This is a genomic window from Brevibacillus sp. (genome assembly GCF_003521185.1).
GTDB classification, from domain to species: Bacteria; Bacillota; Bacilli; order Brevibacillales; family Brevibacillaceae; genus Brevibacillus; species Brevibacillus parabrevis.
In genome coordinates this window covers 121,575-145,826 of sequence record NZ_DOTK01000079.1, presented here as the reverse complement: position 1 = coordinate 145,826, position 24,252 = coordinate 121,575, and the positions used below count along the sequence as shown (strand labels likewise).

Sequence of the window (24,252 nt, the reverse complement as noted above, 5' to 3'; positions counted from 1 at the left end):
TAGAACAGGCGATGTGCAAAATGTCTATGCACCTGCAAAATTATAAGGAAAACGCATGCAAAAAAATTTTGCTGAAAACGGATTCCATTGCGCCGTTTCGCACGTTTTTTATATTGGCATCATTCTTGCTTGATTAAGATTGGCAAGTGAAACCGAAGGAGGCTACCACCATGACGAAAACAAAAGTTGTCATTGATCAAACCGAAAAATACGGCGCACACAACTACCATCCGCTGCCGATCGTCATTTCCAAAGCAGAAGGTGTTTGGGTAGAAGATCCAGAAGGTAACAAATACTTGGATATGCTGAGTGCTTACTCCGCTTTGAACCAAGGCCACCGCCATCCACGCATCATTCAGGCGTTGAAAGATCAGGCAGACAAAGTGACATTGACTTCCCGCGCTTTTTACAATGACCAGCTGGGCGAGTTTTACGAAAAGCTGTCCGCATTGACTGGCAAAGACATGATCCTCCCGATGAACACGGGTGCGGAAGCAGTAGAAACCGCTCTCAAAGCTGTTCGCCGCTGGGCTTACGATGTGAAAAAAGTACCGGAAAACCAGGCAGAAATCATCGTCTGTGAAGGAAACTTCCACGGCCGTACCGTAACGATTACTTCTTTCTCTTCTGCGGAAGAGTACAGACGCGGCTTCGGACCGTTCACTCCAGGCTTCAAAATCATCCCTTACGGCGATATTGAAGCACTCAAGCAAGCGATTACACCAAACACCGCAGCATTCATGCTGGAGCCGATTCAGGGCGAAGCGGGCATTATCATTCCGACAGAAGGCTTCTTGAAGGAAGCACAAGCTGTATGTAAAGCAAACAACGTGCTGCTCGTGAGCGACGAAATCCAAACAGGCTTTGGCCGTACCGGAAAACTGTTCGCAAGCGATTGGGAAGGCGTCAAGCCAGACATGTACATCATGGGGAAAGCGCTCGGCGGCGGGGTATTCCCGATCTCTGCTGTAGCTGCTGACAAAGAAATCCTCAGCGTGTTCGAGCCAGGTTCCCACGGCTCCACTTTTGGCGGAAACCCGCTTGGTTGCGCAGTAGCGATTGCCGCTATGGACGTACTTGCCGATGAAGGTCTCGTGCAACGCTCCCTGGAAATGGGAACGTACTTCATGGAAAAACTGCGTGAAATCAACAACCCGATCATCAAAGAAATTCGCGGTCGCGGTCTGTTCATCGGACTGGAACTGACTACAGCGGCTCGTCCATATTGCGAGAAGCTGAAAGAACTGGGCCTCTTGTGCAAAGAGACTCACGAAACAACGATCCGTTTTGCTCCGCCGCTCGTGATCAGCAAAGAAGATCTCGATTGGGCAATCGATCGCATCAAGCAAGTGCTGCACGTATCGGAAACTGCAAACGCGTAAAAACAGAGCAAACAGCCATCCGGCGTCAAGGATGGCTGTTTTTTTATCGTTGGCAGCGCTGAAATCTATCCTTCAATCGTTCGACAAAATTCGACTACCTGTGGATAAAAGTGGAAGAAAAATCCACATAGGGAATCCCGCGTTTTTGTTTGTTACACACAGGCTGCCCACAAGTTACTCACAACATTTCCACATGCTTTGTGGATATCAGAACGGTTGTTCGATACTCTATCATCTGGTACAATGAACTCATACGACAGGATGGAGGTGAGCAAGGGTGAAATACTTGAGTGACCAAATGCTGATAGAAGTATATCATCGTGCTGTCGACCTTCAGCTAGATTCTGCTTTTATTGAACTGCTTCGCGAAGAGATGCAGACACGAAACATTCGCATCACACAGGTCAGCGCCTGAGTGCACAGTGCAACCACAACACATAAGACCTAAACGACAAAGCCATCCTTGGCCATGAGCAGTCCTCCTGATTGATGGGAGCGACTGTTCAGTTAGAGGATGGCTTTTTCTTTCTTTTTTCAAAAACAGTGCCGTGCGGGATCAGGCGGAAAAAAACTCCAGTGCCGTGATTCCGGTAATCGGCGCTTCCTTGTTGAGCAGAACTTCCGGCAAGTAAAAGTAAACAGGCCCGTCTCCTTTAATCGGTTTTCCGGCCTTGGCAAACTGCAAAATCGCCCGTCTTGCTTCGGAAATCGGCAGGACGATCGGCTCCTGGTTTTCGCGATGAAGCCGAACATGGGTGGCTTCAGGCAGCGGAGCGGCATTAGTGATGAACGGATCGAGCCGAATCCCGTAGTCGCCTTCCAGCACTTTGCGCTCCTCGGCCAAGCTTTTGCGCTCGGACGGCAGCTGGGCGCCTTCGCGCAATTCCTTGTCCCACTGTGTTCCTGTTCCTTGCAAATATTGCATTTGTTTGGACAAAGCAGGGTCGTCTTCACCCGTGTACGCGTTCAAATCAAACTTGCGATCGTCGAACACCCAAACAGTCGGGTCCAAAGTGATGGGGTAAGTTACGGCCCCTTTAAACACGATAACATCAGACATGATGCATACCTCCGTCATCTTTCTCAATCATCTAGCATTTTACTATACCTTTTTGAAAAAGGGCAAACGATGCTTTCGCCTCACGCTTGGACAATCTTGCCAAGAGGGGGTATGCTGGACATAGTTGTAAAAATAAAGGACAAAATGGCCGGAAGCTTTCGGATATGCGGGAGGAGACAACGTGTACGACTTTGATGCGAGAATCGAGCGAAGAGGGACAGACAGTGTAAAATGGGACATTGACAATCCAAAAGTGAACGGAGAAGGCGTGCTGCCGATGTGGGTGGCCGACATGGACTTCGCATGTCCCAAGGAAGTGACGGAAGCGATCACGCAGCGGGCGATGCACCCGATCTACGGGTATCCGCTGAAAAGCGCGGCTTTTTATGAAAGCTTGCAGGAGTGGATACAGAGACGGTATGGAGTAGAGGTGCAGACGAGCTGGATGACGGGCATTCCCGGTGTGATTCCTGGCATTCATGTGGCGATAGAGGCATATACATCACCAGGGGAGCGCGTCCTGATCCAGACTCCCGTGTACCATCCGTTTTTTCATGCGGTGGAAAATCGCGGCAGGCAAGTCGTGCGCAGCTCCTTGGTGGAGCAAAATGGGCATTATGAGATGGACTGGGATGATTTGGCGAACAAGCTGAGCGATCCACGGGTAAAGCTGATGCTTCTGTGCAGTCCGCACAATCCGATTGGACGGGTCTGGACGAGGCAGGAGCTTGTGCGATTGGGCACGCTCTGCGTGGAGCACGGGGTCGTCGTCGTGGCGGATGAGATTCACGCCGATCTGGTCTATGAAAAAGGCAGCCACGTTCCGTACTACTCGTTGCCAACGGAGCTGGCGAGGCAGAGCGTCACGTTTTTGGCGGCATCGAAAACATTCAATCTGGCAGGATTGTTTACTTCCTACCTGTTGACGGAAAATCGCCAATTGCTGCGTGACTTTGCCGTGACGGCTTCGCGAATGGGCTGTGAAAATGTGAACCTGTTCGGGATGGAGGCGACGATTGCTGCCTATCGCTACGGGGAGCCGTGGCTCGAAGCTTTGCTTTCCTACTTGCACAAAAACGCGACTTATATGAGCCGCTTTTTGGCCGAGCACGTGCCAGCGGTTCGCATGCCGGTTCCGCAAGCGACGTATTTGGGCTGGATGGACTTTCGCAGCCTGGGACTGAAACAGGCCGAGTTGAGCAGCCTGCTTCGGGAGAAAGGCAAGCTCGGCTTTCAGGACGGCCTTGTGTTCGGCCAGGAAGGGGAAGGCTTCCAGCGCGTCAACTTTGCTTGCCCTCACTCTGTCGTTGTGGAAGCGATGGAGCGGCTGAAGCGGGCGATCGTGGAATAGCGTCCCACAATTTGACAGCCGACGCATTCAAATCTACAATCTATTCATATGCATCACGAGTATGGATAGAGGGGATAACAGATGGACATCGAGAGTGCATCCAATCAATTGGCCGAGAAAGTACAAGCGGCCAGCGAATATACAGGACAAGGCAAGGTAGCAGCATATATACCCGAATTGGCAAAAGTAGACGCGCGCATGCTGGGCGCGGCCGTCTGTATGCCGGACGGGACGATTGTATCAGCGGGAGACGCGGATGTTCCCTTCACCCTACAGAGCATTTCGAAAATTTTCTCGCTGGTCGTCGCCCTGTGCCAAAACGGACACAAGCATGTATTTGAGCGGGTGGGCAAGGAGCCTACAGGCGACCCGTTCAATTCGATTATCAAGCTGGAGACGATCAAGCCGCACAAGCCGCTCAACCCGATGATCAACGCCGGGGCGATCGCGGTTGCGGGAATGATCCAGGGCAATGGCGTAGAAGAGCGTCTGGACGCGATTCTGGGCCTGCTGCGCAGCGTCACGGGGAATCGTGGGCTGTCTGTCAATGAAGCGGTTTACCGCTCGGAAAAGCGGACGGCTGACCGCAATCGCGCGCTCGCCTGGTTTTTGAAGGACAGCGGAGTGCTGACCACGGATGTGGAAGAGACGCTTGATCTGTACTTCCGTCATTGCGCCATCGAGGTAACGGCAAAAGATGTGGCGAGATTGGGCATGGTGCTCGCCGCCGATGGCATTATCCCTCATACAGGCGAAAGAATCATTCCACGAGAAGTTGCCCGCATATGCAAGACTTTCATGGTGACTTGCGGGATGTACAACGCATCCGGGGAGTTTGCCATCGATGTCGGGATTCCGGCGAAAAGCGGAGTGGCTGGCGGCATTATGGCAGCTGTGCCGCAACGGATGGGGATCGGCGTGTTCGGCCCTGCTCTGGATGAAAAAGGAAATTCGGTTGCCGGAGTCAAGTTGCTTGAGCTTCTCTCACAAGAATGGAATCTTGGTATCTTTTAGCTTCTTGCAGTTGATCTAGCTTCTCCCCTTTTCAAATGGCCCAGAATCGCGTACTATGTATGATAAGGATGGAGGCAAACGGAGGGATAGGTTTTGACAGAAATTAAAGTTCCTGACTTGGAACAGAAAGCGCTAGCACTGCTTAAAGCGGACGCAGACAAGATTTACAAGCTAATCGACGTGCAGATGGAAAACCTGACCATGCCGCAGTGCCCACTGTATGAAGAAGTGCTTGATACACAAATGTTCGGGCTTTCCCGTGAAGTAGAGTATGCAGTGCGACTTGGACTGATTGGTGAAGAAATCGGCCGTGATATCATGGGTTCACTGGAGCGCAAGCTGGCGACTCTCCATGAACTGTTCAACCAAAAGTAAGGCGAGGAGAGCGGTGATCATCCTCGCTTTTCGTTTTTTTTTGAAAAAAGTCTTGCCTATTTGTGTTGTATATATTAAATTTAACACTAGCATTTCAATAACAACTAAAATGCAATGACGGAGACCAGTACACGAATGACATCGCTTGACAGGGAGAAGCTGCCGAAGACTGCAAGCAGCTTTGAAGTGAGCCTCGTGAAATTCCCTCCAGAGCAGCCCTTTGAACGGCGCAGGCCAAGTAGGAGGAAACGGGTCATTCCGTTAACGATGAGCAAGTGAAGTGCCGGGAACGTCCTATGTTCTTGGTGCTTAATCAGGGTGGTACCGCGAACAGACTCGTCCCTTTTTTGGACGGGTTTTTTTATATTTAGCCGACCCCCTGCATAGGAAAATAGCGACGAAAGAGAGTAGTATACGAAAGTGCTGCCTGACAGGGAAGCGCCGCCACAGACTGAGAGCGGCCGCAGGAATAGTCTTCGTAGAATTCACTCTGGAGCTGACCTCTGAACGCATGGCGCCGCTAGTAGGAGAGTCCGGGTCATACCCGTTATCAATGACGAGGAGAGGCATGTCTTTTGGAAAAAAGGCGATGCCTAACTAGGGTGGTACCGCGAGAACGAACAACTCGTCCCTTTTTGGGGCGGGTTTTTTTTATTCCATTGGAACAAGATGTATGTATAGTTGAGGAGTGATTGATCATGAAAAATCAAACAGAGCAATGGACGAGCCGCCTCGGTTTTATTTTGGCCGCGGCTGGCTCGGCGATTGGGCTGGGGGCGATCTGGAAATTCCCGTACATGGTAGGGACGAGCGGGGGAGGAGCATTTTTTTGTCTGTTTCTGATTTTTACGCTCGTCATCGGTTTGCCGTTGTTGCTCGGTGAATTTGTCATCGGCCGCAGTACGCAAAAAGAAGCGATCAGCGCCTATCGCGCGATTGCGCCGGGTACTTTGTGGCATTGGATCGGTCGGCTTGGAGTCGTGACGTGCTTTTTGCTGCTGTCGTTTTACAGTGTCGTCGGGGGCTGGATTCTTACTTACTTGCTGCGCGGGGTGACGGGGCAGCTCATGGGCGCTTCGTATGAGCAGCTTTTCGGAGAAGTCATTTCCGCTCCATTCGGTTCTGTTGCCGCCCAGTTCGTGTTCATGCTGATTACAGCCTGGGTCGTGGCGCGCGGCGTGCAGAGCGGAATCGAATCCGCGAACAAATACATGATGCCGGCCTTGTTTATTCTTTTTCTCGTCCTGATGTTCCGCTCCTTGACATTGCCGGGAGCGATGGAGGGCGTGTCGTTCTTCCTCCGTCCGGACTTTTCCAAGCTGAGTGCGGAATCGATCTTGTACGCGCTGGGCCAATCGTTTTTCTCGCTCAGCGTCGGGGTATCCGTGATGGTGACGTACAGCTCGTATTTGGCGAAAAACGAAAGCCTTGTCCGTTCCGCAGGCTCGATCGTCGGCCTGAACCTTTTCGTCTCCCTGTTTGCCGGACTGGCGATTTTCCCTGCGGTTTTCTCGCTCGGCATGGAGCCGACGGCTGGGCCAGGTCTGCTGTTTATCGTTTTGCCATCCGTGTTTGAAAAGATTACGTTCGGCGGCTTTTTCCTGTTGATCTTCCTCGCCTTGTTCTTGTTTGCTACGCTGACCTCGGCTTTTTCCATGCTGGAGATCATCGTCGCGTCTCTGACAAAAGGGAACGAAGCAAAAAGAAAGCGGCTGTCCTGGATCATCGGGCTGCTCATTTTCATCGTCGGAGCGCCTTCCGCCTTGTCGTTTGGCGTGTGGAGCGACATCAAGCTGTTTGACAAATCGATTTTCGACGCGTTCGATTTTCTCGTCAGCAACATTTTGATGCCGCTTGGGGCTTTGCTGATCGCGATTTTCGTCCCGCTGAAAATGAAGCGGGAAGTGCTGATCGAGGAGCTGCGGGCTGACCATTCCCCGCTCAGCAAACGATTGTTTGTCATCTGGCTGCTGCTGTTGAAATACGTTTCCCCGCTGGCGATTGTGCTGGTGTTCATGCAAATGCTCGGGATCTGGTAACATCTATTCACGAAAAAGGAGCGCTACGGCGTCAACTGCCGCATGCACTCCTTTTTTCAGTGAAGCTGACTTTTCCTAGATTCCCGTTACGGGGAACGACGAAAGTTATGCGCGATCTCTCGTCAAGCGAAGAAAAAGGCTGTACCCAAAATAATGTACACCGTAAGCAAAAGCACCCCTTCGAACCAGTTGGTCGCTCCGTCTTTCGTGATCGAGATCGTAATGAACGTGGCGACTCCGATGGCGGCCAGTTCAAATGGCGTAAACACGATGTCCATCGGATTGCCGAGCAACAGGCTGACCAAAACGAGTGTGGGCGCCACGAACAGCGCGATTTGCAGGCTGGAGCCGATGGCGATTTCCACGGCAGCGCCGATCCGTCCTTTCATGGCGAGCAACAGGGCAGCACTGTGCTCGGCGGCGTTTCCGATGATGGCGATGACGAACGCACCGACGAACAGCTCGGACCAGCCAAGCGAATGGGAGACGTGCTGGACGCCGTGCACAAGCCACTCGGAGACGACGGCGACAAACACGGTCGAGATGGCGAGCATCAGGATGGAGACGCCTTTTGACCAGACCGCGTCGCTTTCGTGCGGCTCGATATCGGACAAAAAGTCGCTGTGCGTAATCATCGAGAAAATCAGCCAGAGAACGTAGGCGATGATCAGCAAAATCGCGATGACGATGCTGAGCGTCTCAATTTTCACAGGCGGCAGCTCTCTCATGAAGACGGCAGGGATAAACAGCGCGACGATCGCCAGCGTCATCAGCGAAGCGTTGTGACCAGCGAGTCTGCTGTTGAAGTTTTGCTCCTTGTACTTGAGTCCGCCAAGCAACACGCTGAGTCCGAGCACGAGGAGCATGTTGCCGATAATCGCCCCGGTAATCGATGCCTTGACCATGTCGAACAAGCCTTCCTTGACGAGGAAAAAAGCAATGATAAGTTCTGCGGCGTTGCCAAAAGTAGCGTTCAAAAACCCGCCGATCCGGTCACCGGCGTAATGCGCGACGCTTTCCGTCGATTTGCCGAGCCAGGCAGCGAGAAAAATAATCGCCAGGGCGGAGGTAGCAAATTGGAAAAACTCGTTTTCTGTGAAGTAGTGCGCGAAGGCAGCCAGCAGCACAGATGCTCCGACGAGCGAAAAGAAAAGTCGTAAATTCATGTGATCACCTCAGATGCAGAATCAAATTACTTACCTACCTATTGAATCATACCAGCATTGTCTTCCTTTTTGTACCAAAAAGTTGGTCCCTGCGCGGAATTGGGAAGATAGGTATAGAGTTCCTCTTCTGACAGAAACTAAACGATGAAACAAGACAGGGAGGTGCTTTTATGACCAAGCCGATGCTTTGTCCTACATGCAAGTCAAACCGGATGCGCTTTACGATCATCGAGCAAGTACCGCGCTACATGCGTCTCGACCCGCAAACAGGCGAGGTAGTTCAGCAACTGTCGAGCGAGGAGCTGGACATTTTTCATCAGCCGTATAAAGGCGACTCATACATGATCCAGTGTGGAGTGTGCGGCACGACGGAATCAGAAGAGCGCTTTGTCAAAATGGCAGAGCATATGCAGACCCAGCGTTCGCAATGAACGCAGTTTCCGCGGACAAAAGGGAACAGGCACGCAGTCTTGTTGACTGTAGTGCCTGTTTTCGTGTTTCGGGCTTATCGGCAGAAGATGTGCCGGCCGATTTTTTTGATTTGCGGGCGGCTCCAAATCCAGCCGGATGTGGCTGTGTCCGGGTTGAAGTAGTAGATGGCTCCTCCGGTTGGGTCCCAGCCTTTCAGCGCATCGTTGACCGCTTTTTTGGACTGCTCGTTTGGGGTCAGCCAAATTTGTCCGTCCGCTACGGCAGTGAACGCGCGAGGCTCGAAGATTACTCCGGCTGGCGTGTTCGGGAAGGCGGGGTTTTTCGTCCGGTTCAAGATGACCGCCGCAACGGCTACCTGACCGATGTAAGGCTCGCCGCGAGATTCGCCGTATACCGCATTTGCCATCAGCCGCAAGTCGTTGGCTGATATGTTGGCGGCGTGGTACGTCTCTTTTTTGGGATTGCTTGGCGCGGGTGCGCTTGGAGCCGCCTGCGACGCGCCCAAATCCGCAGCGGTTGGCTTGTAGTTTTTGGTGGCATTGTACAGCTTCACTTTCGTTTTCGGCCCCAAAACGCCGTCTACGGGCAAACCAAACTCATACTGAAAGTTGCGGAGTGCCCAGTAAGAGCGCCAGCCGAAAATACCGTCAACCGTTCCGGTGTAAAACCCTAAATGCTTGAGACGGTATTGCATTTCGCGAACATCGCTTCCTTCTGTGCCGACTTTGACGACTTGTTGGCTGAATGCGTCAGAACGCAGCGGGGAAGCCATGACGGCGGTGGTGACGACGATTGCTACTGCTGCCAGTGCGATCAGCCATTTCACAGGCTGCTTCATTTTTGATCCTCCTTTGGGAATGTGCTTATCAGCTGATGATAATTGTTAGGTTCTCCAACTTTCGACAAGAGGCCCTAGTAAAATATTGGAGAATGCGTACACTACCATTGACTTTTCGCTAACGAAGAAATGGAGGAGTAACGATGCTTGTGGCGCAATATCTTTCCAGGCAGCTCGCCGAATGGGGAGTCAAACGCATTTACGGAGTGGCCGGGGATGGCATTTTTGCCTGGCTGGATTCACTGGGGAAGCAGTCAGAGCTGCGATATATCGCATGCAAACACGAGTCTGCCGCCGCGATGATGGCGAGTGCGGAAGCGAAGCTGACTGGCAAGCCGGCGGTATGTACCGCGACGATGGGGCCGGGATTTGTCAATCTGCTCAATGGATTGGCGGACGCGCATACAGACCGCGTTCCTGTCATCGCCATTACCGGACAAGTCGAGACAGCCAAGCTCGGGGGCGGCTACAAGCAGTATGTGGCGCAGGAAGACATGATTCGCCCGATCAGCTGCTATCAGGCGACGGTGACTGAACCAGATGCCGTGGGCGAGGTGCTCCATCGCGCTTTTGTTTCCGCCGCGCAGCAAAAAGACGTCGCGCATCTGTCCATTTGCAAAAATGTGTTTGCCGAAAAAACGCAAGCGACAATCCTTCCGTCATTGCCACGCATCCCGCGCGTGCTGGGTGATCGCGTAGAGATCGAATCGGCGGCTGACCAGATCATGCAGGCCAAAGCGCCGCTCGTTTTGCTCGGGATTGGCGCGCGGCAGTCGGCGGCACTTTGCTTGCGGTTCGCTGAACAGCTTGGGGCCGGGATTGTTTTGTCTTTGGGGGCAAAAGGGGCCATCGAGGAGTCGCATCGACTTGTGCTGGGCGGCTTGGGTGAAGGGGGAAGCGAGGGGGTGCTGCAAGCGCTTGACGAAGCGGATTTGCTCGTCATTTTGGGGGCGAGCTGGTTTCCAAAAGAGTTTATTCCGAAGCATCTGCCGATTATTCAGGTCGATCATGCTGCTACGTCTATGCATGCACAGCCGAAGCTTCTTTCCGTCACTGCCGATCTGCTGGACGTATTGCCGCTGTGGCTTGCCCGTTTAAAAAATCGTCAGCGTGGCGAAGCTTGGGAACAGAGAGTAGAGAGCTGGCATGAGCAGCTTTGGGCGGAAAATGAGCAAATCAGCAAGGCGTCATCGCCCGACGAAGCGGTGAAGCCGGAGTTGTTATTGCATACAGTAGGGCGAATGGTGGCGGAGGACGCGATTGTGGCGCTCGATACCGGAGAGCATACGATCTGGTTTAATCGCGCATTTCGCGCAGTCAGGCAGTACCCGCTGTTTTCCGGGAAGTGGCGCACGATGGGCTTCGGCCTGCCAGCCGCGATTGCGGCCAAGCTCGCTTTTCCCGACAGACAAGTCGTGTGTGTGACAGGCGACGGCGGACTGCAAATGAACCTCGCGGAGCTGATGACGGCGGTGGAGCAGCAGCTTGCGATCACGCTGATCGTCGTCAACAACCAGACGCTCGGCTTGGAGGAGTTGAAAATGAAGCAGGAAGGCTACGGCTCCTTCGGCGTGAGGCTGACAAATCCAGACTTTTGCCTGTGGGCCAAGGCGTGCGGGGCTGACTCCGTGTCGGTGCGCAGCGCTGCGGAGCTGGAGCCGGCTTTGCAGCAAGCGCTCGCCAGCAATCGTTTGACACTGCTTGACATTCATTGCACCGCTCCGACATTAACCGAGAGAAAAAAACAAATCCCCTTCCAAGCCCAAGCATGATTTGTTTATAATGAAAGAAAAATCAGATAACACGGGAACAGCCGTTATCATTCGGTCAAAAGAGGAGGGCATCCTGATGGCTGAAAGACTGGGCGAGATCAGAGTGGCCGATCAAGTGATCGCGATCATTGCCGCTGTGGCAGTAGAGGATGTATTGGAGATTTCGGTGAGATCCGGCGGTTTGTATCAAGATTTGGCGAAAAAGCTGAATGGCGGTGCAAAAGGAATCACGGTAGCGGTAACGGAGGACAGGGTCATCATTGACATGCGGGTATCGGTCCGTTACGGATCGCAAATTCATCACGTTTGCCACACGCTGCAAGAAAAGGTGAAAGAAGCGGTGGAGAGCTTGACCGGACTGTTTGTGGATGCGGTCAACGTGCATGTGGAGACCGTCGATATTAGCAAATAAAAACGACCTGCGCAACAGCAGGCCGTTTTTTCTTTGGAGACGAATAGGCGCCCTACATCGAGTACGGCTGTTTTTTCATCTGTTCTTCCAGCTTTTGGCGGCTGACCTCACGTGATACGCTCAGCAAGAAGCCTGTCGAGATCAGACAAACGAGCAGGGATGACCCCCCGTAGCTGATAAAAGGCAGCGGCACGCCTGTCAGCGGGATCAGTCCGGTTACGCCACCGATATTCAAGATCGCCTGCAAGGCAATCATCGTGACGACACCGATTCCGGCCAAGCTGGCAAACGTGTCTTTGACGCGCAGGCAAATATGGATGCCGCGCAACAAAAACAGCAAATAAACCAGCAAAAACAAGGAAGCGCCGATGAAGCCAAGCTCCTCAGTAATGATCGAGAAAATAAAGTCGGTATGCATCTCGGGCAAGTACAAATACTTTTGGATGCTCTTCCCGAAGCCAGTCCCGGACAATCCTCCGTGAGCGATGGCGATCCACGACTGAATGATGTTGTACCCGGTTCCGCTTGGATCGTTCCAAGGATTGAGGTAAGAGTTGATCCGGTTCAAGGCGTGAGACTTCGTCGTGATGTAGGCAAGCAAGGCGACGGTGACAACCGGACCGCCGAGGCCGATCAGATGACGAAGTCTGGCCCCGCCGCAGATCATCACAACGAGAGCACTCCCGAGCAAAATGGCGGCGGACCCGAGATCGGGCTGCACGACAATCAGGAGAAAAAACAAACCTGTGACCATGAGCGGCGGCAGCAAACCTGACTTGAGTTTGCGTACACCTTCTCCTTTTTTCGAGAGAATGGCCGCCAGGTACAAGATCAGGCCAAGCTTGGCAAACTCTGCTGGTTGCAGGTTGGATGAGCCGATTTGGAACCAGGACCGCGCTCCCTTGATATTGACACCGATTCCCGGAATCAGTACGAGCACGAGCATGAAGAAGCTCACCATCGCAATCAGCAGGAAATTGCGTTTGTAAAAGGAGAAGGGAATATTCATGGCGACCAGCATGCCGACGACACCGATCAGGAGGAAGCGAATTTGCCGCTTCACGAAATACAGCTCGTCCCCGTTGCAATAGGAGCAGCCATTGGCTGTGAAGCTGGTCAGGGCGAAAATGGAGCTTGAGCTAAGCACCATGGTAATACCAAACCCGACAATCAGGGCAGTTAAAAACAGGAGCAGGAAGTCAGGTACGCCCCTCGTCTTCACGGTAATACCCCCTTCTACGTGAAACAGAGAGGGGATACCTCTCTGTATCGCAAGACATTTTCATTTTGAAATTAGTGCGAGGAAAGCTTTTCGCCGAGCATTTGCAGTTTCAGCTTGGCAGTTTTTACAACGGAATCAGGCATTGGATAGTCGTAGTCCAATCCGTGTGGGAAAAGGTGTTTGCCCATGTACGGCTCATCCAATTTCAGGACAGCGTGGGAATCTTCCAGCTTGCCTTCGGTCACGTTTGCTTCGATGCGCAGGTAGTAAACGTTTCCTTTATCTTGGATTTTATAATCGTATGTAGCGTGCTTGTAATCCCAGGCGCCACGATCAAAGCCGAGTTCGCTCATGTAATGTTCCAGATCAGCGAAAAAAACTTCTTTCGTGCCAATCCCCGTGTCCTTGATAACCATTCTTTTTCCTCCTACAAATGGTGAGATTTTCACTTATTAATGATAGTCTGTTTTTGGAAGAAGCGCAATGCATAACTCTGTTCCGCCACGATCTTATCATACCCTTTTGCAGCGCATGAAATGAGAGCAGAGAGGACACACTACAACCGTTCATTAGCAAACAGCAAAAGGAGGAGAACAAGATGGCGAAAGTGGAAAACCGCACACTGCGCGAAATTATGACCAAAGATGTCGCAACGGTGACGCTTAAGGATAATGTGTACGAAGTAGCTTGCAAAATGCGCGACTGGAACGTCGGTGTCATTCCGGTTGTCGATGAAAAGAACGATGTGATCGGGGTAATTACGGATCGCGATATCGTCATTCGCGGCCTGGCCGAGAAGCATGAAGGCTCGACGGCGACAGAGGTCGTCATGACCAAGGACATCGTTCTCGGCCAGCCGGGCATGACGGTCGATGAAGCAGCAAAAATCATGGCTGAGCACCAAATTCGTCGCCTGCCTGTCGTAGAAAACGGCAAGCTGGTCGGGATTGTCGCGATTGCGGACATGGCGATCCGCCAAGTACACCACGATGAGGCGAGCGATGCGCTTCAGGAAATTTCCGAGCCTGCCCGCCACTAACAGGCGGATACAAGAGAAGCAAGCTGAGAAAAAGCTGCCGCACAGGCAGTTTTTTTCGTTTTTCCCTGTACATTGACGCAACGGTAAGGTATATGATACCGATAAGAAGCTGACAGGGAGAGAAATGCATGCTGATCAATGATATGGCGCGCAGGCTGCAAATTACGCCAAGAGCGATTCGTTATTATGAAGAAAAAGAGCTGATCAAGCCAGCCAAAGCAGATGAGTCCGGGTATCGTCATTTTACCGAAGAAGATGTATGGCGATTGCAAACGATCATCACGCTGCGCGAGGTCGGCATGTCGATTGACGATATACGCGAGCTGCTCTCGCAAATGAAGGAGCAGGAAGGCAGTCTGCTGCATTATCTGGATCTCCAGCGCTCTTTCATGTACACGCGATGGGTGGAAATGGCCAAAGTCATCCAGACGACAGAAGCGATGATCGAGCGGATCGGACACAGTCAAACGATCGATCCAGCCGAGCTGTTCGAGCTGGCTGAGGCGAACAAACGGTTGCGGCAGTCCCGCGACAACTGGGTGGATCGCTGGAATTTCAACCAGATCGCCAACTATTACGACGACTGGGTCACCAGCGAATCGCAAAGCTTTAACGCCCACCAATCATACGAGACAGTGCTGGACGAGGTCGTCGCCGCACTTGGCCCGATTCACGGGGAGATCGGACTGGACGCAGGCACGGGTACAGGCAATCTCGCCAAACGGCTGGTCAGCCAGGGAGCGATCATGAGCGGCTTTGACCAGTCGCCGCAAATGCTGAACCGTTGCCGCAGCAAACTGCCTGCTATGGAAACGAAGCTCGGCACCTTTTTCGCCTTCCCGTTTTTGGAAAATCGCTTTGATTTTGTGGCGACGAGCTACGCGCTGCACCATCTCGACGATGAGCAAAAGCTGCTCGCCTTGGCGGAGTGCCGCCGTGTACTGAAGCCGACAGGGCGCCTGGTGATCGCGGATTTCATGTTTGTGGATGAAGGGCACAGGCAGGCGCACATCGCTGAGCTGACCAGAGAAGGCAAAGACGAAGCGATCATGCAAATCCACGATCGGTTTTACGCCGATCGCTCCCGGTTGCTTGCAGAGCTTGACGCTCTCGGCTTTCAAATCGAGGCGAAGCAACTGACCGTCTACACGCATTTGCTCATCGCCAGACTGCGCTAAAACATTCCTTTACTTTTGGGCTCTTCCAATCGCTGACACGTGCCTAGCCTTCTGCATAGGCTGTAACGAGAAGGAAAGGAGGACTCCACTATGGGTCTGTTCGATGGCTTTTTTGATCGCGATAACGATGAGTTTCTGTGGATTATCATTGTCGTGGTTGTTCTGCTGTTTTTGTTTAGCGCCGATCGTGACTAAGTCTGTACGTATAGACAAAACGACCTTGTGGAAGGTCGTTTTTTTCGGTTTGGCATCTGCCGGGCACAGACGCTGGGAAGCGCGCAAAGAATTTGCCTGGGACAAGCTTTTGCGAGCAAGCTGCGAAAATTTGTAACCTTTTCCAAACTCATGCGAATAACCCAGTGAGCAACAAAAAACAACATTCACCATTCAGGAGGCAAGGAAAATGAAAAAATGGAACAGTGCCGTCATGTCAATTGTTGCTGCAACCCTTTTGGCAGCAAGCCCTGCATGGGCAGTTCAAGCGAGCGCGAAGTCAGCCGACAGCTCGGCAGCACAAGCCCAGGGAGTCGCGCAGCAAACGATCGCGAAACTGGAAAAGCTTCTGCCGTACATGGAGCAGTTGCCCGTTGAAAAAGTGAGTCTGGATGAGGACAGTGACGTCATCGTCGTCGAGCGCAGAAAGCTGGAAGAAGATAAAGAGGCGGCGATGACCATTTATTTGAACAAGCAAACAGGCAGCATTCAGAGCTTCGAATATGCAGCGGATGATGCAGGCGACGAAGAGCTGTCGCCCGACGAGCAGAAGAAAAAAGCGGACGTGTTTTTGCGCGAGCTGCTCGGTGATGCTGCGGAAGGCTACCAGTTCGACGCCAAACGGTCCGAAGAACTAGGAACACCAAGTTATCAGCTCGTGGTAAACGGCATTCCGTTTTTTGAGCGCAACTTGCTCGTCAGCGTGAACGGAAACGGCGAAGTGTCAGGGCTGATGGCGAATGCCGCAAGCAATCCGCTGTCTTCCGCAAACTTGCCGAAGAAAGAAGAGGCCATCTCTGTAGCGCAAGCCGAGAAAGCAATTGCCGAGCGGATGACACCTGCGTATCGTTTGCAAAAAGACGGCAAGAGCATGATGCTGACCTATCATGTGTCCTGGTCGGGCATGCTCGATGCCAAAACCGGACAATCGGTAGAGACGCAGCACTCGCAGTTTTACTATGAACCCGATCTTTCTGGTGCCCTCCTTCCCGTATCGCCGCAGGGCAAGACTTTGACGGCAAAAGACAAAGCGGAAGCAGCGGCATTGCTGAAAACGATCATCGGCTTCAACACAGAGGACGCTACTTACGTGGAGCGGGCTGCGGAAGATACGCCAGAGGGCAAGGTGCAAAACTATGTCTGGAAAAAGGGAACATTCGTTGCGAACGTATCCGTTAAAGCAGCAACCGGACAAGTCATCGATGTGAGTCTGGAACCGAGCCAATATGTGGAGCCAAAGCAGAAAGTAACCGTGGAAGCAGCGAGGAAAGCAGCCGTGCAGGTGCTGCAAGTCTACTTGGACAAAGAGACGAAAGCGGTAGCGTTAGATGCAAGCTCCTATCTGAAAGACCCGAACGCTTACCGCTTCACTTTTTACCGCACGCAAAACGGTTTGCCCGTCTTAAACCATGCTTATCAGGTGACGATCGACAAAGAAACGGGCAAAGTGATCGGACTGTTCGGTGAATTTTCCAAACCGGCAAATGTGGCCTACCCCGATCCGGCCAACATCGTTCCGCGCGAGCAAGCAGCCAAGGAGTATTTGAAACATCATCCGCTGAGCCTGGTCTATCTGGAGCCAGTATTGGGTGGCAAGCGCCAGCCGAACCCGCTGCTCGTGTACAAGTCTGCGAAGAGTGAAAGTGTACAGGAATATGTGGATGCCGTGACAGGAAGCAGTATCCCTTGGAAATAGTTTACGGATAGAGCATGTGCCTGCCCTTTCGCGGAAGCGGGCAGGCGCACCTTTTAGGGATGGGGAGACGGAGGAAACCCAATGAACGAAACGTACGAAGAGCGGATTGCGAACCTGGTCGACACGTACTACCAGGATGTCTTCTATTTCCTCTATCATTTTATCGGGAATCAGAGCGACGCCGAGGACATCACCCAGGAAGTCTTTATACGAGTGTTGCAAGCATTGCCGCGGTATGACGGAAGAGTCCGGATGAAAACATGGATTTTTTCCATAGCGAAACATGCGGCAATCGACCTGTATCGCCGCCGGAAATTTCAACGTTTTTTTGCGGATTGGTGGTTCAGCGAGTTGCCAGCCAAGGATGGCTTGCCGGAAGAGCTGTTTGTAGAAAAAGAACGGGACCAAGAGCTGAAACAGGCGATTCTCGCGCTTCCGCCCAAATATCGTCTGGCTATTATTTTACGTTCCATCAAAGGGTGCAGCATAAAAGAAACAGCGGAAATTCTCGGCATATCCGAATCAAAAGTAAAAGTGGACTATCATCGCGCGATCAAGCTGATTCAAAAACAGTTGAACGTGCGAACAGCAGGTGAGGGGGGAAAGCATGTATTGGGAAGATGACGAGTTCCTGCACGAACGCATGAAACGGCTAGGCGGAAATGTACCTGCACCGCGAACAGAAGAAATCAAGCGGCTGCAAGGGGTGTTGTCCAAACAGGCGCGCGAGATGGACAGGCGCAGCAAAATGAGCAGGACGGCAAGCTGGACGCTGCAGACGGCTGCTTTTTTTGCCCTGGCTGTATGGGGCACTTCTCTGGCGTTTCCTTCCGTGAAACAGGAGCTGCCTGGCAATTCGGAGCAGGCGAAGCCCTCCTACGAAACCGTGAATCCGCCGTCTGCACAGAAGACTTCTCCGCTGGAACGAGAAAAGGACGGGAAAGCTGCTCAGGAAAAGGAACAGCAGGCGAAGCCAACTAAGCAAAAGGCAACAGAGACACGAACAGAAACGAGAAAGCAGGTTGCCCCGCCGACGAGCCAAACCGTCGCGCCAGCCGAGCCGTATGCAGCAACAGCCGATGGCAGCGCAACCAAAAAGGCGGCGGCCTATTTGGAACAGCTGATCGGAGCCGAGCAGCGTCAGTACAAGCTGGTCGAATCGCTTGCCGATCCGAAGCAAAACCAGCACGTCTTTGTGCGTCAAGTAAACGGGCTTCCGTTTCTCAACGAGCATTACACGGTCGGGTTGGATGAGCGCAACAACGGGAAGGCAATTGCGGCCAAGCAGATTCAAGGAGGCAAATGGAGCGAGCAGCTTTTCCCTGATCCGGCTGCTGCCATCGAAAAAGCGGAGGCCGAAACGATTCTCGTCCAAGCATTGACGCCTTATTTTGTCGAGACGCAAACGAGTGGCTACGATCCGGCTCTGATGGGCTTCCTCGATGCGCAAAGCGGGCAGTTGATCGGCATTGACAAGGCACACGACTCGTTGCGCGGCAAAACGTACAAGCTGGATGCCGAGCGGACAAGCTGGAAGGTGACGACGGAAGACGAGGCTGTGCAGTTGGTGGCGAGCGAGTTTGGCTTGACGGTGGAAAAAACGTTCTGGCGGGCGGAGAACGACTTTTTGGACACGCGCAACTATCGGTGGCGCTTGGAGAACGGCGGCAGCATCGCGCTAAAAACCGTTTCCTCCACGGGAGAGGTCGTGGAACTGGAGTACAAAAGTCTGCCTGCTGCTTCTGACAGGACAACCGCTCCCAAAGATGCTGCGGCAGCGACACAGACAGCGGCTTCGTTCCTGCAACATTACCTCGCTGCGGAAGTGACGGGCTTGCAAGTCATGGAAGTCGAACAGGACAAACTGGCTTACCGCATTTATTTTCAAGCGTTGCCCAAAGCAAATGACGCTGCTGCCTTGCCTGTCTACACCGTTACGGTCCAAGCAGCGACTGGTCAAGTTGTCGGGTTTCAGAAGACGCCGCCGAAACAGGAGCAGGCTGCGCACAAACCAAACCAGCAAGCAAGCGCTGTCGAAGCCGCCAAACAGTACGTAGAGCGCCATCCCCTGCAATTGGCTTACGTCTGGATCAAGGGCGAGACGGCCCCTTCCCTGGTTTACGTTCCGCTGGAGCGAGATATGCTGTCTGATTATATCGAAGAGTAGAACAGGCAGGGCTTTGCTTGAAAATTGTGGGGGAGAATTATAAAATCATAAAAATCGCAATCGCGTAAAACTGACACGTTCTGGGTCAGTTTTTTCGCGTGTCAGACGGTTTTTACGAAAGCAGTACATAACGAGAAGCAATGCGGAAGAGGAGAAGACAAAATGAAACGAAAGCTAGTGATGTACCTGTTCGCGGTAGCGCTTTTGCTTGCGGCTTGTTCTACAGCAGAAGGACCAAAGGCAAACGGGGAAATGACGGCGACCGTCAAACGCGTGGTCGATGGAGATACGTTTGAGCTGGCGAGCGGGGAAAAGGTGAGGATGATCGGAGTCGATACACCGGAAACGGTCAAGCCTAACCATCCCGTCGAACCGTACGGCAAGGAAGCGAGCAATTACACGAAAGAGCTGCTGACTGGCAAAAAGGTCACGCTCAAGTTCGATGTAGAGCCGTACGACAAATACCAGCGGCTGCTCGCTTACGTGTACATGGAAGACGGGACGTTCGTCAACGAAAAGCTGGTGCGGGAAGGGTATGCGCGGATTATGACCATCCCGCCGAATGTGGCCCAGGCCGATTTGTTTTTGACCGCAGAGCGGGAAGCGCGGGAAGGCAACCGCGGGCTGTGGGGGCTGGATGTAGGCGAGCAGGGTGCAGACGCCAAGGACGCAGACAAAAAAGCGGCAGGCAAAAAGGACAAAGCCAAGGATGAGTCCAAAGCGCAGCCGAGCAAGTCCGCGGACAGCGACACCCCGCCAGAGGGCAAGGCGATCAAAGGCAACATCAACGCCAAAGGCGAGAAAATTTACCATGTTCCCGGCTCGGCCAGCTACGAGCAAACGAAGGCGGAAATGTGGTTTGCCACAGAAGAAGAGGCGCAAGCAGCAGGGTTTCGCGCTCCGAAACGATAGTCTTTGTCTGGGCAAGCCGTAAAGCGCTAGGGGGCAGGGCATGAACATAAAGCGGATTGCGATTTTGAGTGCCGTTGTAATAGCAGTGATCTGCGTCAATATGCTGTCGTTATTTGACTGGGATCACGATCCGGTAGCCAAACAAGGAGTCATGGATTTGCGCGGGTGGACGGAAGGCGCAACAAAGCCGCTCAAGCTCAAGGGAGAGTGGGAGTTTTATCCGGGCCAGCTCCTTTCGAGGCTACCGGAAAATCAGCCTGCCAGCTTCCCATACATTCAGACCCCCGGAAATTGGGGGCCAAGCTTGAATGCTGACGATGCCCGCAGCGCCATAGGCTACGGGACGTATCGGTTAACCGTGGTGATGGATGCCGAGCAAGCCGGGCAGATCGCTTTTCGCGTACCGCTGATTCGCTCTGCCCATCGGTTAATCGTTGATGGCCAGGAGATTGGCGCGAAAGGAATTGTGGTCCCAGACCCGGCGCAATATTTTGGACAAGCTGTTCCGTATGTCGCGTGGAAAAAATCGAGAAAGAGCGCTTCGATATTTTCGTTCAAGTCGTTAACTTTGACCATGCCGTAAGCGGAGGCATCATTCAGCCGATCAGCATGGGGCCTGTTGCTGCAATCGTAGGGGAACACCAGCGAATCGCTGCACTTGATTTTGCCATTCTCGTAGTATATTTGCTGTTTACCTTGTATTTCGGACTTCTCCATTTTTTTTGATCGGAAAAATAGCTGGGAGTGGCTCTCCCTGTTTTTCTTTTTTCTAGCGGTTGTTGTATCGGTGAATAGCACCAAATGGCTTTCCTACTTGCTGCCGTTTCTTTCTTTTCACGCAACTGTGACGATATGCTGGATTGCCAGGATCGGACTGAATTACTGTGTGTTCATATTCGTCTATCGTCGCTGCCAGCGGCGAGTAGACAAGTGGCTCAAAAAGTTGGTACTGCTTATAAGCTGCGCATTTATTCGCATGATCCTCGTGTTTCCGCCTGACTAGGCGACGCAGTACATAGCAGCGTGGAATCTTGTCTCTACCTTGATGTATATTTTCATACTCGTTCTGCTCATTTGGAGCTTGCGAAGCAAAGAGGAGGGGGCCTGGTATGAGTTTCTGGCTTTTTGTCTGTTTGCATCGGAAGCTTTGTTGAACGCGCTAATCATTTTTGGAATCACGGAACAAGGCGGCTGGTACTTCTTTCAAAACTTCAGCTTCCTCGTAGTCATTTCTTTTTTGTTCCTGCAACAAGTCATTCTCGCTTACCGCAAGACCGAGAAGATCACACAGGAAATGCTGCTTGTCGACAAGTTCAAAAATGAATTTATGGCGAGCATTTCCGAGCAAATGGTAACGCCGCTCAATGCGACGATCAGCATTGCAGATGCGCGATTGCATGAGGACGACAAACTGACGCCTGACCAGAGGCATGACCTGCGGATTATCACTTCTGTAGGCTGGACGATCAGAAGCATGGTCAATGACTTGCTCGACTTTTCCCGCTTGCGCAACAAAACTATGCTGCTGCAAGTTCGACCGATTGACTTTCGCTCAGTGGTCAACGAAGGAATCGAGAGGCTGTACTACCTCGATTTTGATCACAGCGTCTTGTTCGAGAACAAGATTCCTTTGGGGTTTCCGCCCATTTTAGCGGATGAGGAGAGAATGGATCAGCTGCTCATGAGCATTTTGATCCACGCTCAAAAGAAAGTGATTCGCGGGAAAATCATCATTGAGGCGAGCGTAAAGGAGCCGTTTGCCGACATTTCCATCCGGTTGCAGGGCGAGGGAATGACGGAGTGATAACGGTTCACGCTGATTCTCCTGAAGATGTCGTATACCGCCTGGCTATTCCATTGGCGAATACAGGACAGCAAGAGGTTTCGCGAAAGCTTGTTGAAGCTGTGCTGCCGAAGCCAACGATGCGAGCCGATCGTGTCAGCGTTGCGCCGAGCGGCGAGGGAGCATTGGCGGAAGCGGAAATTTTAGTCGTGGATGACGACAGCGCGGGATGGACGGGAGGCTATGCAAATTCTGGGAAACAGGATGAAAATACGCTTAATTCCATTGCGTCGCTGAGTCGGAGTGAACCTGACCGGATGGCTTCCTTGTTAAATGAATTTGGGCAATATTTGCGGGAGAGCTTCCGGTTTGAAAGCTCGGAGCCGCTCATTCCGTTCGAACGGGAATTGGCGCTGGTTCGTTCTTACTTGCACATCGAGAAGGTCAGATTTGAAGATTGGCTCTCCTATCAGATTGAAATCTCCACCACGACTGATTTTTTGATCCCGCCTCTGACGTTGCAAACGCTGGTGGAAAATGCGATTCGCCATGGCATTATGCAGCAGGCTGAAGGGGGACATGTGCTCATTCGTGTCTACCGAACAGACGAGCATGTGTGCGTCGCGGTAGAGGATGACGGCGTTGGCATCGCTGCGGATGTCCTCGAACATTTATTTACAGATTCATTGTCTGGTGGAATCGGCTTGAAAAATATCGAGCGGCGATTAAGGCAACTGTTCGGCCAAGGATTGCGGAGCAACAGTGCACAAGGGACAGGAACCGAGATTTTGATTCGTCTGCCGCTGGAAAAGGTAGGGATTTCGTATGAAAGTAATCATCGTGGATGACGAGCCGCTTGCCCTTCGCCATCTCGCACAGGAGCTTGAACGCATCGGCGGGCTGAACATTTTGGGACAATACCGCAACCCGCAGTTGGCTCTCGAACGAATCACCCAGGAACCAATGGATGCGGTGTTTCTGGACATTCAGATGCCAGGTGTCAACGGAATCGAGTTAGCCGAGCGAATTTTGCAGCTGTATCCGCACATGGCGATCGTTTTTGTGACGGCATACGACGAATACGCAATCAAGGCTTTTGAGCTGAATGCGCTGGATTACATTTTGAAGCCGATTCAACATGAGCGCTTGCAAAAAACGATTCAGCGACTCGGCAAACAAGCGCCGCTTGAGGCTGTTGCAGCTCGTAATGCTGATCCGGAAAACGGATTGATCCACAGCCTTCGCTCTTTGCAACTAGAGCTGGCTGGCCAAAAGCCGCTGACGTTGCGCTGGAAAACCGTAAAAGCACAAGAAATTTTCGCCTTTTTGCTACACCACCGGGGAACGGTTGTCAAAAAACAAGTTCTTCTCGACCAGTTTTGGCCGGGAATCGATTGGAAAAAAGGGATTACGCAGCTTTATACGACCGTTTATCAGATCAGAAAAGTCATCAATGAAGAAAAAATGAGCGTTCAGATCGTCAACTGTGACGAAGGCTACTTGCTGGAGATGAATGGCACGAGACTGGACGTGCAGGAGTGGGAAGCCAACCTGAACACCGCGCCACCGCTTGATCCGGAAACATTGGACGTGCATCTGTCCGTATTACAGCAGTACCGCGGAGATTACTTGGCTGACCATCATTACTTGTGGGCTGAAACCGAACGAATCCGACTGCGCGGAAAATTTCTTCAGCATGCGCATGACATTTTTCGCTTTTTCGTAGAGCGCAACCAGTTGACACAGGCCGTTTCGCATTATTTGCACGTCCAAAAAATCTTGCCTTCCGAAGAAGCACTCTATTATGAACTGATGCGTCTTTACGCCAAGCTTGGCGATCGTTTTTCCGTGGAAAAGCAATACGACTTGCTCGTGTCTATGCTACGAACTGAGTTTGACGCCCAGGCTCATCCGGCGGTTCAAGCGTGGTTTGCGCAGTGGAAACAAAAATCATAACGAAGAGCCGACTTTTTACAGGTCGGATTTTTTGATGAAAAAAACCTATTTCTATTTTTGTTTTTAGTATTTTTTGCCTATAAATATTGCGTTTCCATGAAAAAATAGGTTTTTTCCAAAAAAAGTGCGACGGTTTCAAAAATCTTTCAGGTGGATGTTGTATCATAAAGAGGGTCTATTTGCCTAAAGAATAGGTTGCAGTTGGGGGACTGCATCTGAAGCAATGTTTGTAGCTGGTTTGAATT

At 52.1% G+C, this 24,252-nt stretch carries 23 protein-coding genes, 1 pseudogene and 2 other annotated features; of the genes and pseudogenes, 19 read left to right on the top strand and 5 right to left on the bottom strand.

What is annotated here, in order from left to right; all coding sequences use genetic code 11:
- Positions 1-170: 170 nt before the first annotated feature.
- Entirely contained in the window at positions 171-1,382 is a 1,212-nt protein-coding gene (locus tag DEP07_RS24030) for an ornithine--oxo-acid transaminase (protein ID WP_122965773.1), read from the top strand.
- Between the two features lie 277 nt (positions 1,383-1,659).
- Positions 1,660-1,797, top strand: coding sequence for a sporulation histidine kinase inhibitor Sda (locus tag DEP07_RS24025; RefSeq protein ID WP_063230759.1), 138 nt, complete (start codon positions 1,660-1,662; stop codon positions 1,795-1,797).
- Positions 1,798-1,938: 141 nt separating this feature from the next.
- Here DEP07_RS24025 and DEP07_RS24020 read toward each other — a convergent pair whose 3' ends face one another.
- Entirely contained in the window at positions 1,939-2,442 is a 504-nt protein-coding gene (locus DEP07_RS24020) for a hypothetical protein (protein ID WP_281868376.1), read from the bottom strand.
- A gap of 181 nt (positions 2,443-2,623) precedes the next feature.
- On the opposite strand from DEP07_RS24020, the gene DEP07_RS24015 reads away from it, so the two are divergent.
- The 4 genes from DEP07_RS24015 to DEP07_RS24000 all read left to right on the top strand — a co-directional run bounded on the left by DEP07_RS24015 (position 2,624) and on the right by DEP07_RS24000 (position 7,221).
- The gene (locus DEP07_RS24015; RefSeq protein ID WP_287103135.1) at positions 2,624-3,793 is read left to right on the top strand and encodes a MalY/PatB family protein; all 1,170 of its coding nucleotides are present in this window, start codon (positions 2,624-2,626) and stop codon (positions 3,791-3,793) included.
- Between the two features lie 81 nt (positions 3,794-3,874).
- On the top strand, positions 3,875-4,807 hold the full coding sequence (glsA, locus tag DEP07_RS24010) for a glutaminase A (RefSeq protein WP_122965776.1): 933 nt from the start codon (positions 3,875-3,877) through the stop codon (positions 4,805-4,807).
- A 93-nt stretch (positions 4,808-4,900) separates the two neighbouring features.
- Positions 4,901-5,182, top strand: a complete 282-nt coding sequence (locus tag DEP07_RS24005; RefSeq protein WP_063230762.1) for a YlaN family protein — start codon at positions 4,901-4,903, stop codon at positions 5,180-5,182.
- 105 nt (positions 5,183-5,287) lie between these two features.
- Positions 5,288-5,529: a binding site (T-box leader), on the top strand.
- A 41-nt stretch (positions 5,530-5,570) separates the two neighbouring features.
- Positions 5,571-5,818 (top strand) — a binding site (T-box leader).
- A gap of 62 nt (positions 5,819-5,880) precedes the next feature.
- A complete protein-coding gene (locus tag DEP07_RS24000) occupies positions 5,881-7,221 on the top strand; it encodes a sodium-dependent transporter (protein ID WP_122965777.1) in 1,341 nt (446 codons plus the stop codon).
- A 122-nt stretch (positions 7,222-7,343) separates the two neighbouring features.
- Here DEP07_RS24000 and cax read toward each other — a convergent pair whose 3' ends face one another.
- Positions 7,344-8,387 (bottom strand): calcium/proton exchanger, encoded by a 1,044-nt coding sequence (gene cax, locus DEP07_RS23995; RefSeq protein ID WP_063230764.1) that lies wholly within the window; start codon positions 8,385-8,387, stop codon positions 7,344-7,346.
- A gap of 170 nt (positions 8,388-8,557) precedes the next feature.
- Here cax and DEP07_RS23990 point away from each other — a divergent pair, with 170 nt between their 5' ends.
- Positions 8,558-8,818 carry a hypothetical protein gene (locus DEP07_RS23990; RefSeq protein WP_122965778.1) on the top strand — a complete coding sequence of 87 codons (261 nt, stop codon included), beginning with the start codon at positions 8,558-8,560 and terminating at the stop codon, positions 8,816-8,818.
- Between the two features lie 74 nt (positions 8,819-8,892).
- Here the strand turns inward: DEP07_RS23990 and sleB are convergent.
- Positions 8,893-9,543, bottom strand: a pseudogene (gene sleB / locus DEP07_RS23985) (spore cortex-lytic enzyme); the annotation flags it as partial.
- A 257-nt stretch (positions 9,544-9,800) separates the two neighbouring features.
- On the opposite strand from sleB, the gene DEP07_RS23980 reads away from it, so the two are divergent.
- Complete coding sequence (locus DEP07_RS23980; protein ID WP_280648277.1) at positions 9,801-11,429, top strand: thiamine pyrophosphate-binding protein; 1,629 nt, start codon at positions 9,801-9,803, stop codon at positions 11,427-11,429.
- A gap of 76 nt (positions 11,430-11,505) precedes the next feature.
- Positions 11,506-11,841 (top strand): Asp23/Gls24 family envelope stress response protein, encoded by a 336-nt coding sequence (locus DEP07_RS23975; RefSeq protein WP_173595731.1) that lies wholly within the window; start codon positions 11,506-11,508, stop codon positions 11,839-11,841.
- 52 nt (positions 11,842-11,893) lie between these two features.
- Here DEP07_RS23975 and ftsW read toward each other — a convergent pair whose 3' ends face one another.
- Both ftsW and DEP07_RS23965 read right to left on the bottom strand, forming a co-directional pair.
- A complete protein-coding gene (gene ftsW / locus DEP07_RS23970; RefSeq protein ID WP_122965782.1) occupies positions 11,894-13,063 on the bottom strand; it encodes a putative lipid II flippase FtsW in 1,170 nt (389 codons plus the stop codon).
- 71 nt (positions 13,064-13,134) lie between these two features.
- A complete protein-coding gene (locus DEP07_RS23965) occupies positions 13,135-13,479 on the bottom strand; it encodes a YugN family protein (RefSeq protein ID WP_063230770.1) in 345 nt (114 codons plus the stop codon).
- 182 nt (positions 13,480-13,661) lie between these two features.
- On the opposite strand from DEP07_RS23965, the gene DEP07_RS23960 reads away from it, so the two are divergent.
- From DEP07_RS23960 to DEP07_RS23915, 10 genes are all read left to right on the top strand, one after another.
- The gene (locus tag DEP07_RS23960) at positions 13,662-14,102 is read left to right on the top strand and encodes a CBS domain-containing protein (protein WP_063230771.1); all 441 of its coding nucleotides are present in this window, start codon (positions 13,662-13,664) and stop codon (positions 14,100-14,102) included.
- Between the two features lie 128 nt (positions 14,103-14,230).
- Positions 14,231-15,280: a MerR family transcriptional regulator gene (locus tag DEP07_RS23955; protein WP_122965783.1), complete on the top strand. Its 1,050-nt coding sequence runs from the start codon at positions 14,231-14,233 to the stop codon at positions 15,278-15,280.
- Between the two features lie 403 nt (positions 15,281-15,683).
- Entirely contained in the window at positions 15,684-17,189 is a 1,506-nt protein-coding gene (locus tag DEP07_RS23950) for a YcdB/YcdC domain-containing protein (protein ID WP_173595733.1), read from the top strand.
- Positions 17,190-17,270: 81 nt separating this feature from the next.
- Positions 17,271-17,813, top strand: a complete 543-nt coding sequence (locus DEP07_RS23945; RefSeq protein ID WP_173599175.1) for an RNA polymerase sigma factor — start codon at positions 17,271-17,273, stop codon at positions 17,811-17,813.
- Positions 17,797-19,356 carry a hypothetical protein gene (locus DEP07_RS23940; protein ID WP_287103134.1) on the top strand — a complete coding sequence of 520 codons (1,560 nt, stop codon included), beginning with the start codon at positions 17,797-17,799 and terminating at the stop codon, positions 19,354-19,356. Before DEP07_RS23945 ends, DEP07_RS23940 begins: the two co-directional genes overlap by 17 nt.
- A gap of 162 nt (positions 19,357-19,518) precedes the next feature.
- Positions 19,519-20,268, top strand: a complete 750-nt coding sequence (locus DEP07_RS23935; RefSeq protein ID WP_217021738.1) for a thermonuclease family protein — start codon at positions 19,519-19,521, stop codon at positions 20,266-20,268.
- 40 nt (positions 20,269-20,308) lie between these two features.
- Entirely contained in the window at positions 20,309-20,851 is a 543-nt protein-coding gene (locus tag DEP07_RS23930) for a hypothetical protein (protein WP_280648280.1), read from the top strand.
- 567 nt (positions 20,852-21,418) lie between these two features.
- Positions 21,419-22,072: a sensor histidine kinase gene (locus DEP07_RS23925; protein ID WP_280648281.1), complete on the top strand. Its 654-nt coding sequence runs from the start codon at positions 21,419-21,421 to the stop codon at positions 22,070-22,072.
- A complete protein-coding gene (locus DEP07_RS23920; RefSeq protein ID WP_287103132.1) occupies positions 22,069-22,899 on the top strand; it encodes a sensor histidine kinase in 831 nt (276 codons plus the stop codon). Before DEP07_RS23925 ends, DEP07_RS23920 begins: the two co-directional genes overlap by 4 nt.
- Positions 22,877-24,007, top strand: coding sequence for a response regulator (locus DEP07_RS23915; protein WP_173599169.1), 1,131 nt, complete (start codon positions 22,877-22,879; stop codon positions 24,005-24,007). Before DEP07_RS23920 ends, DEP07_RS23915 begins: the two co-directional genes overlap by 23 nt.
- Positions 24,008-24,252: the final 245 nt, after the last annotated feature.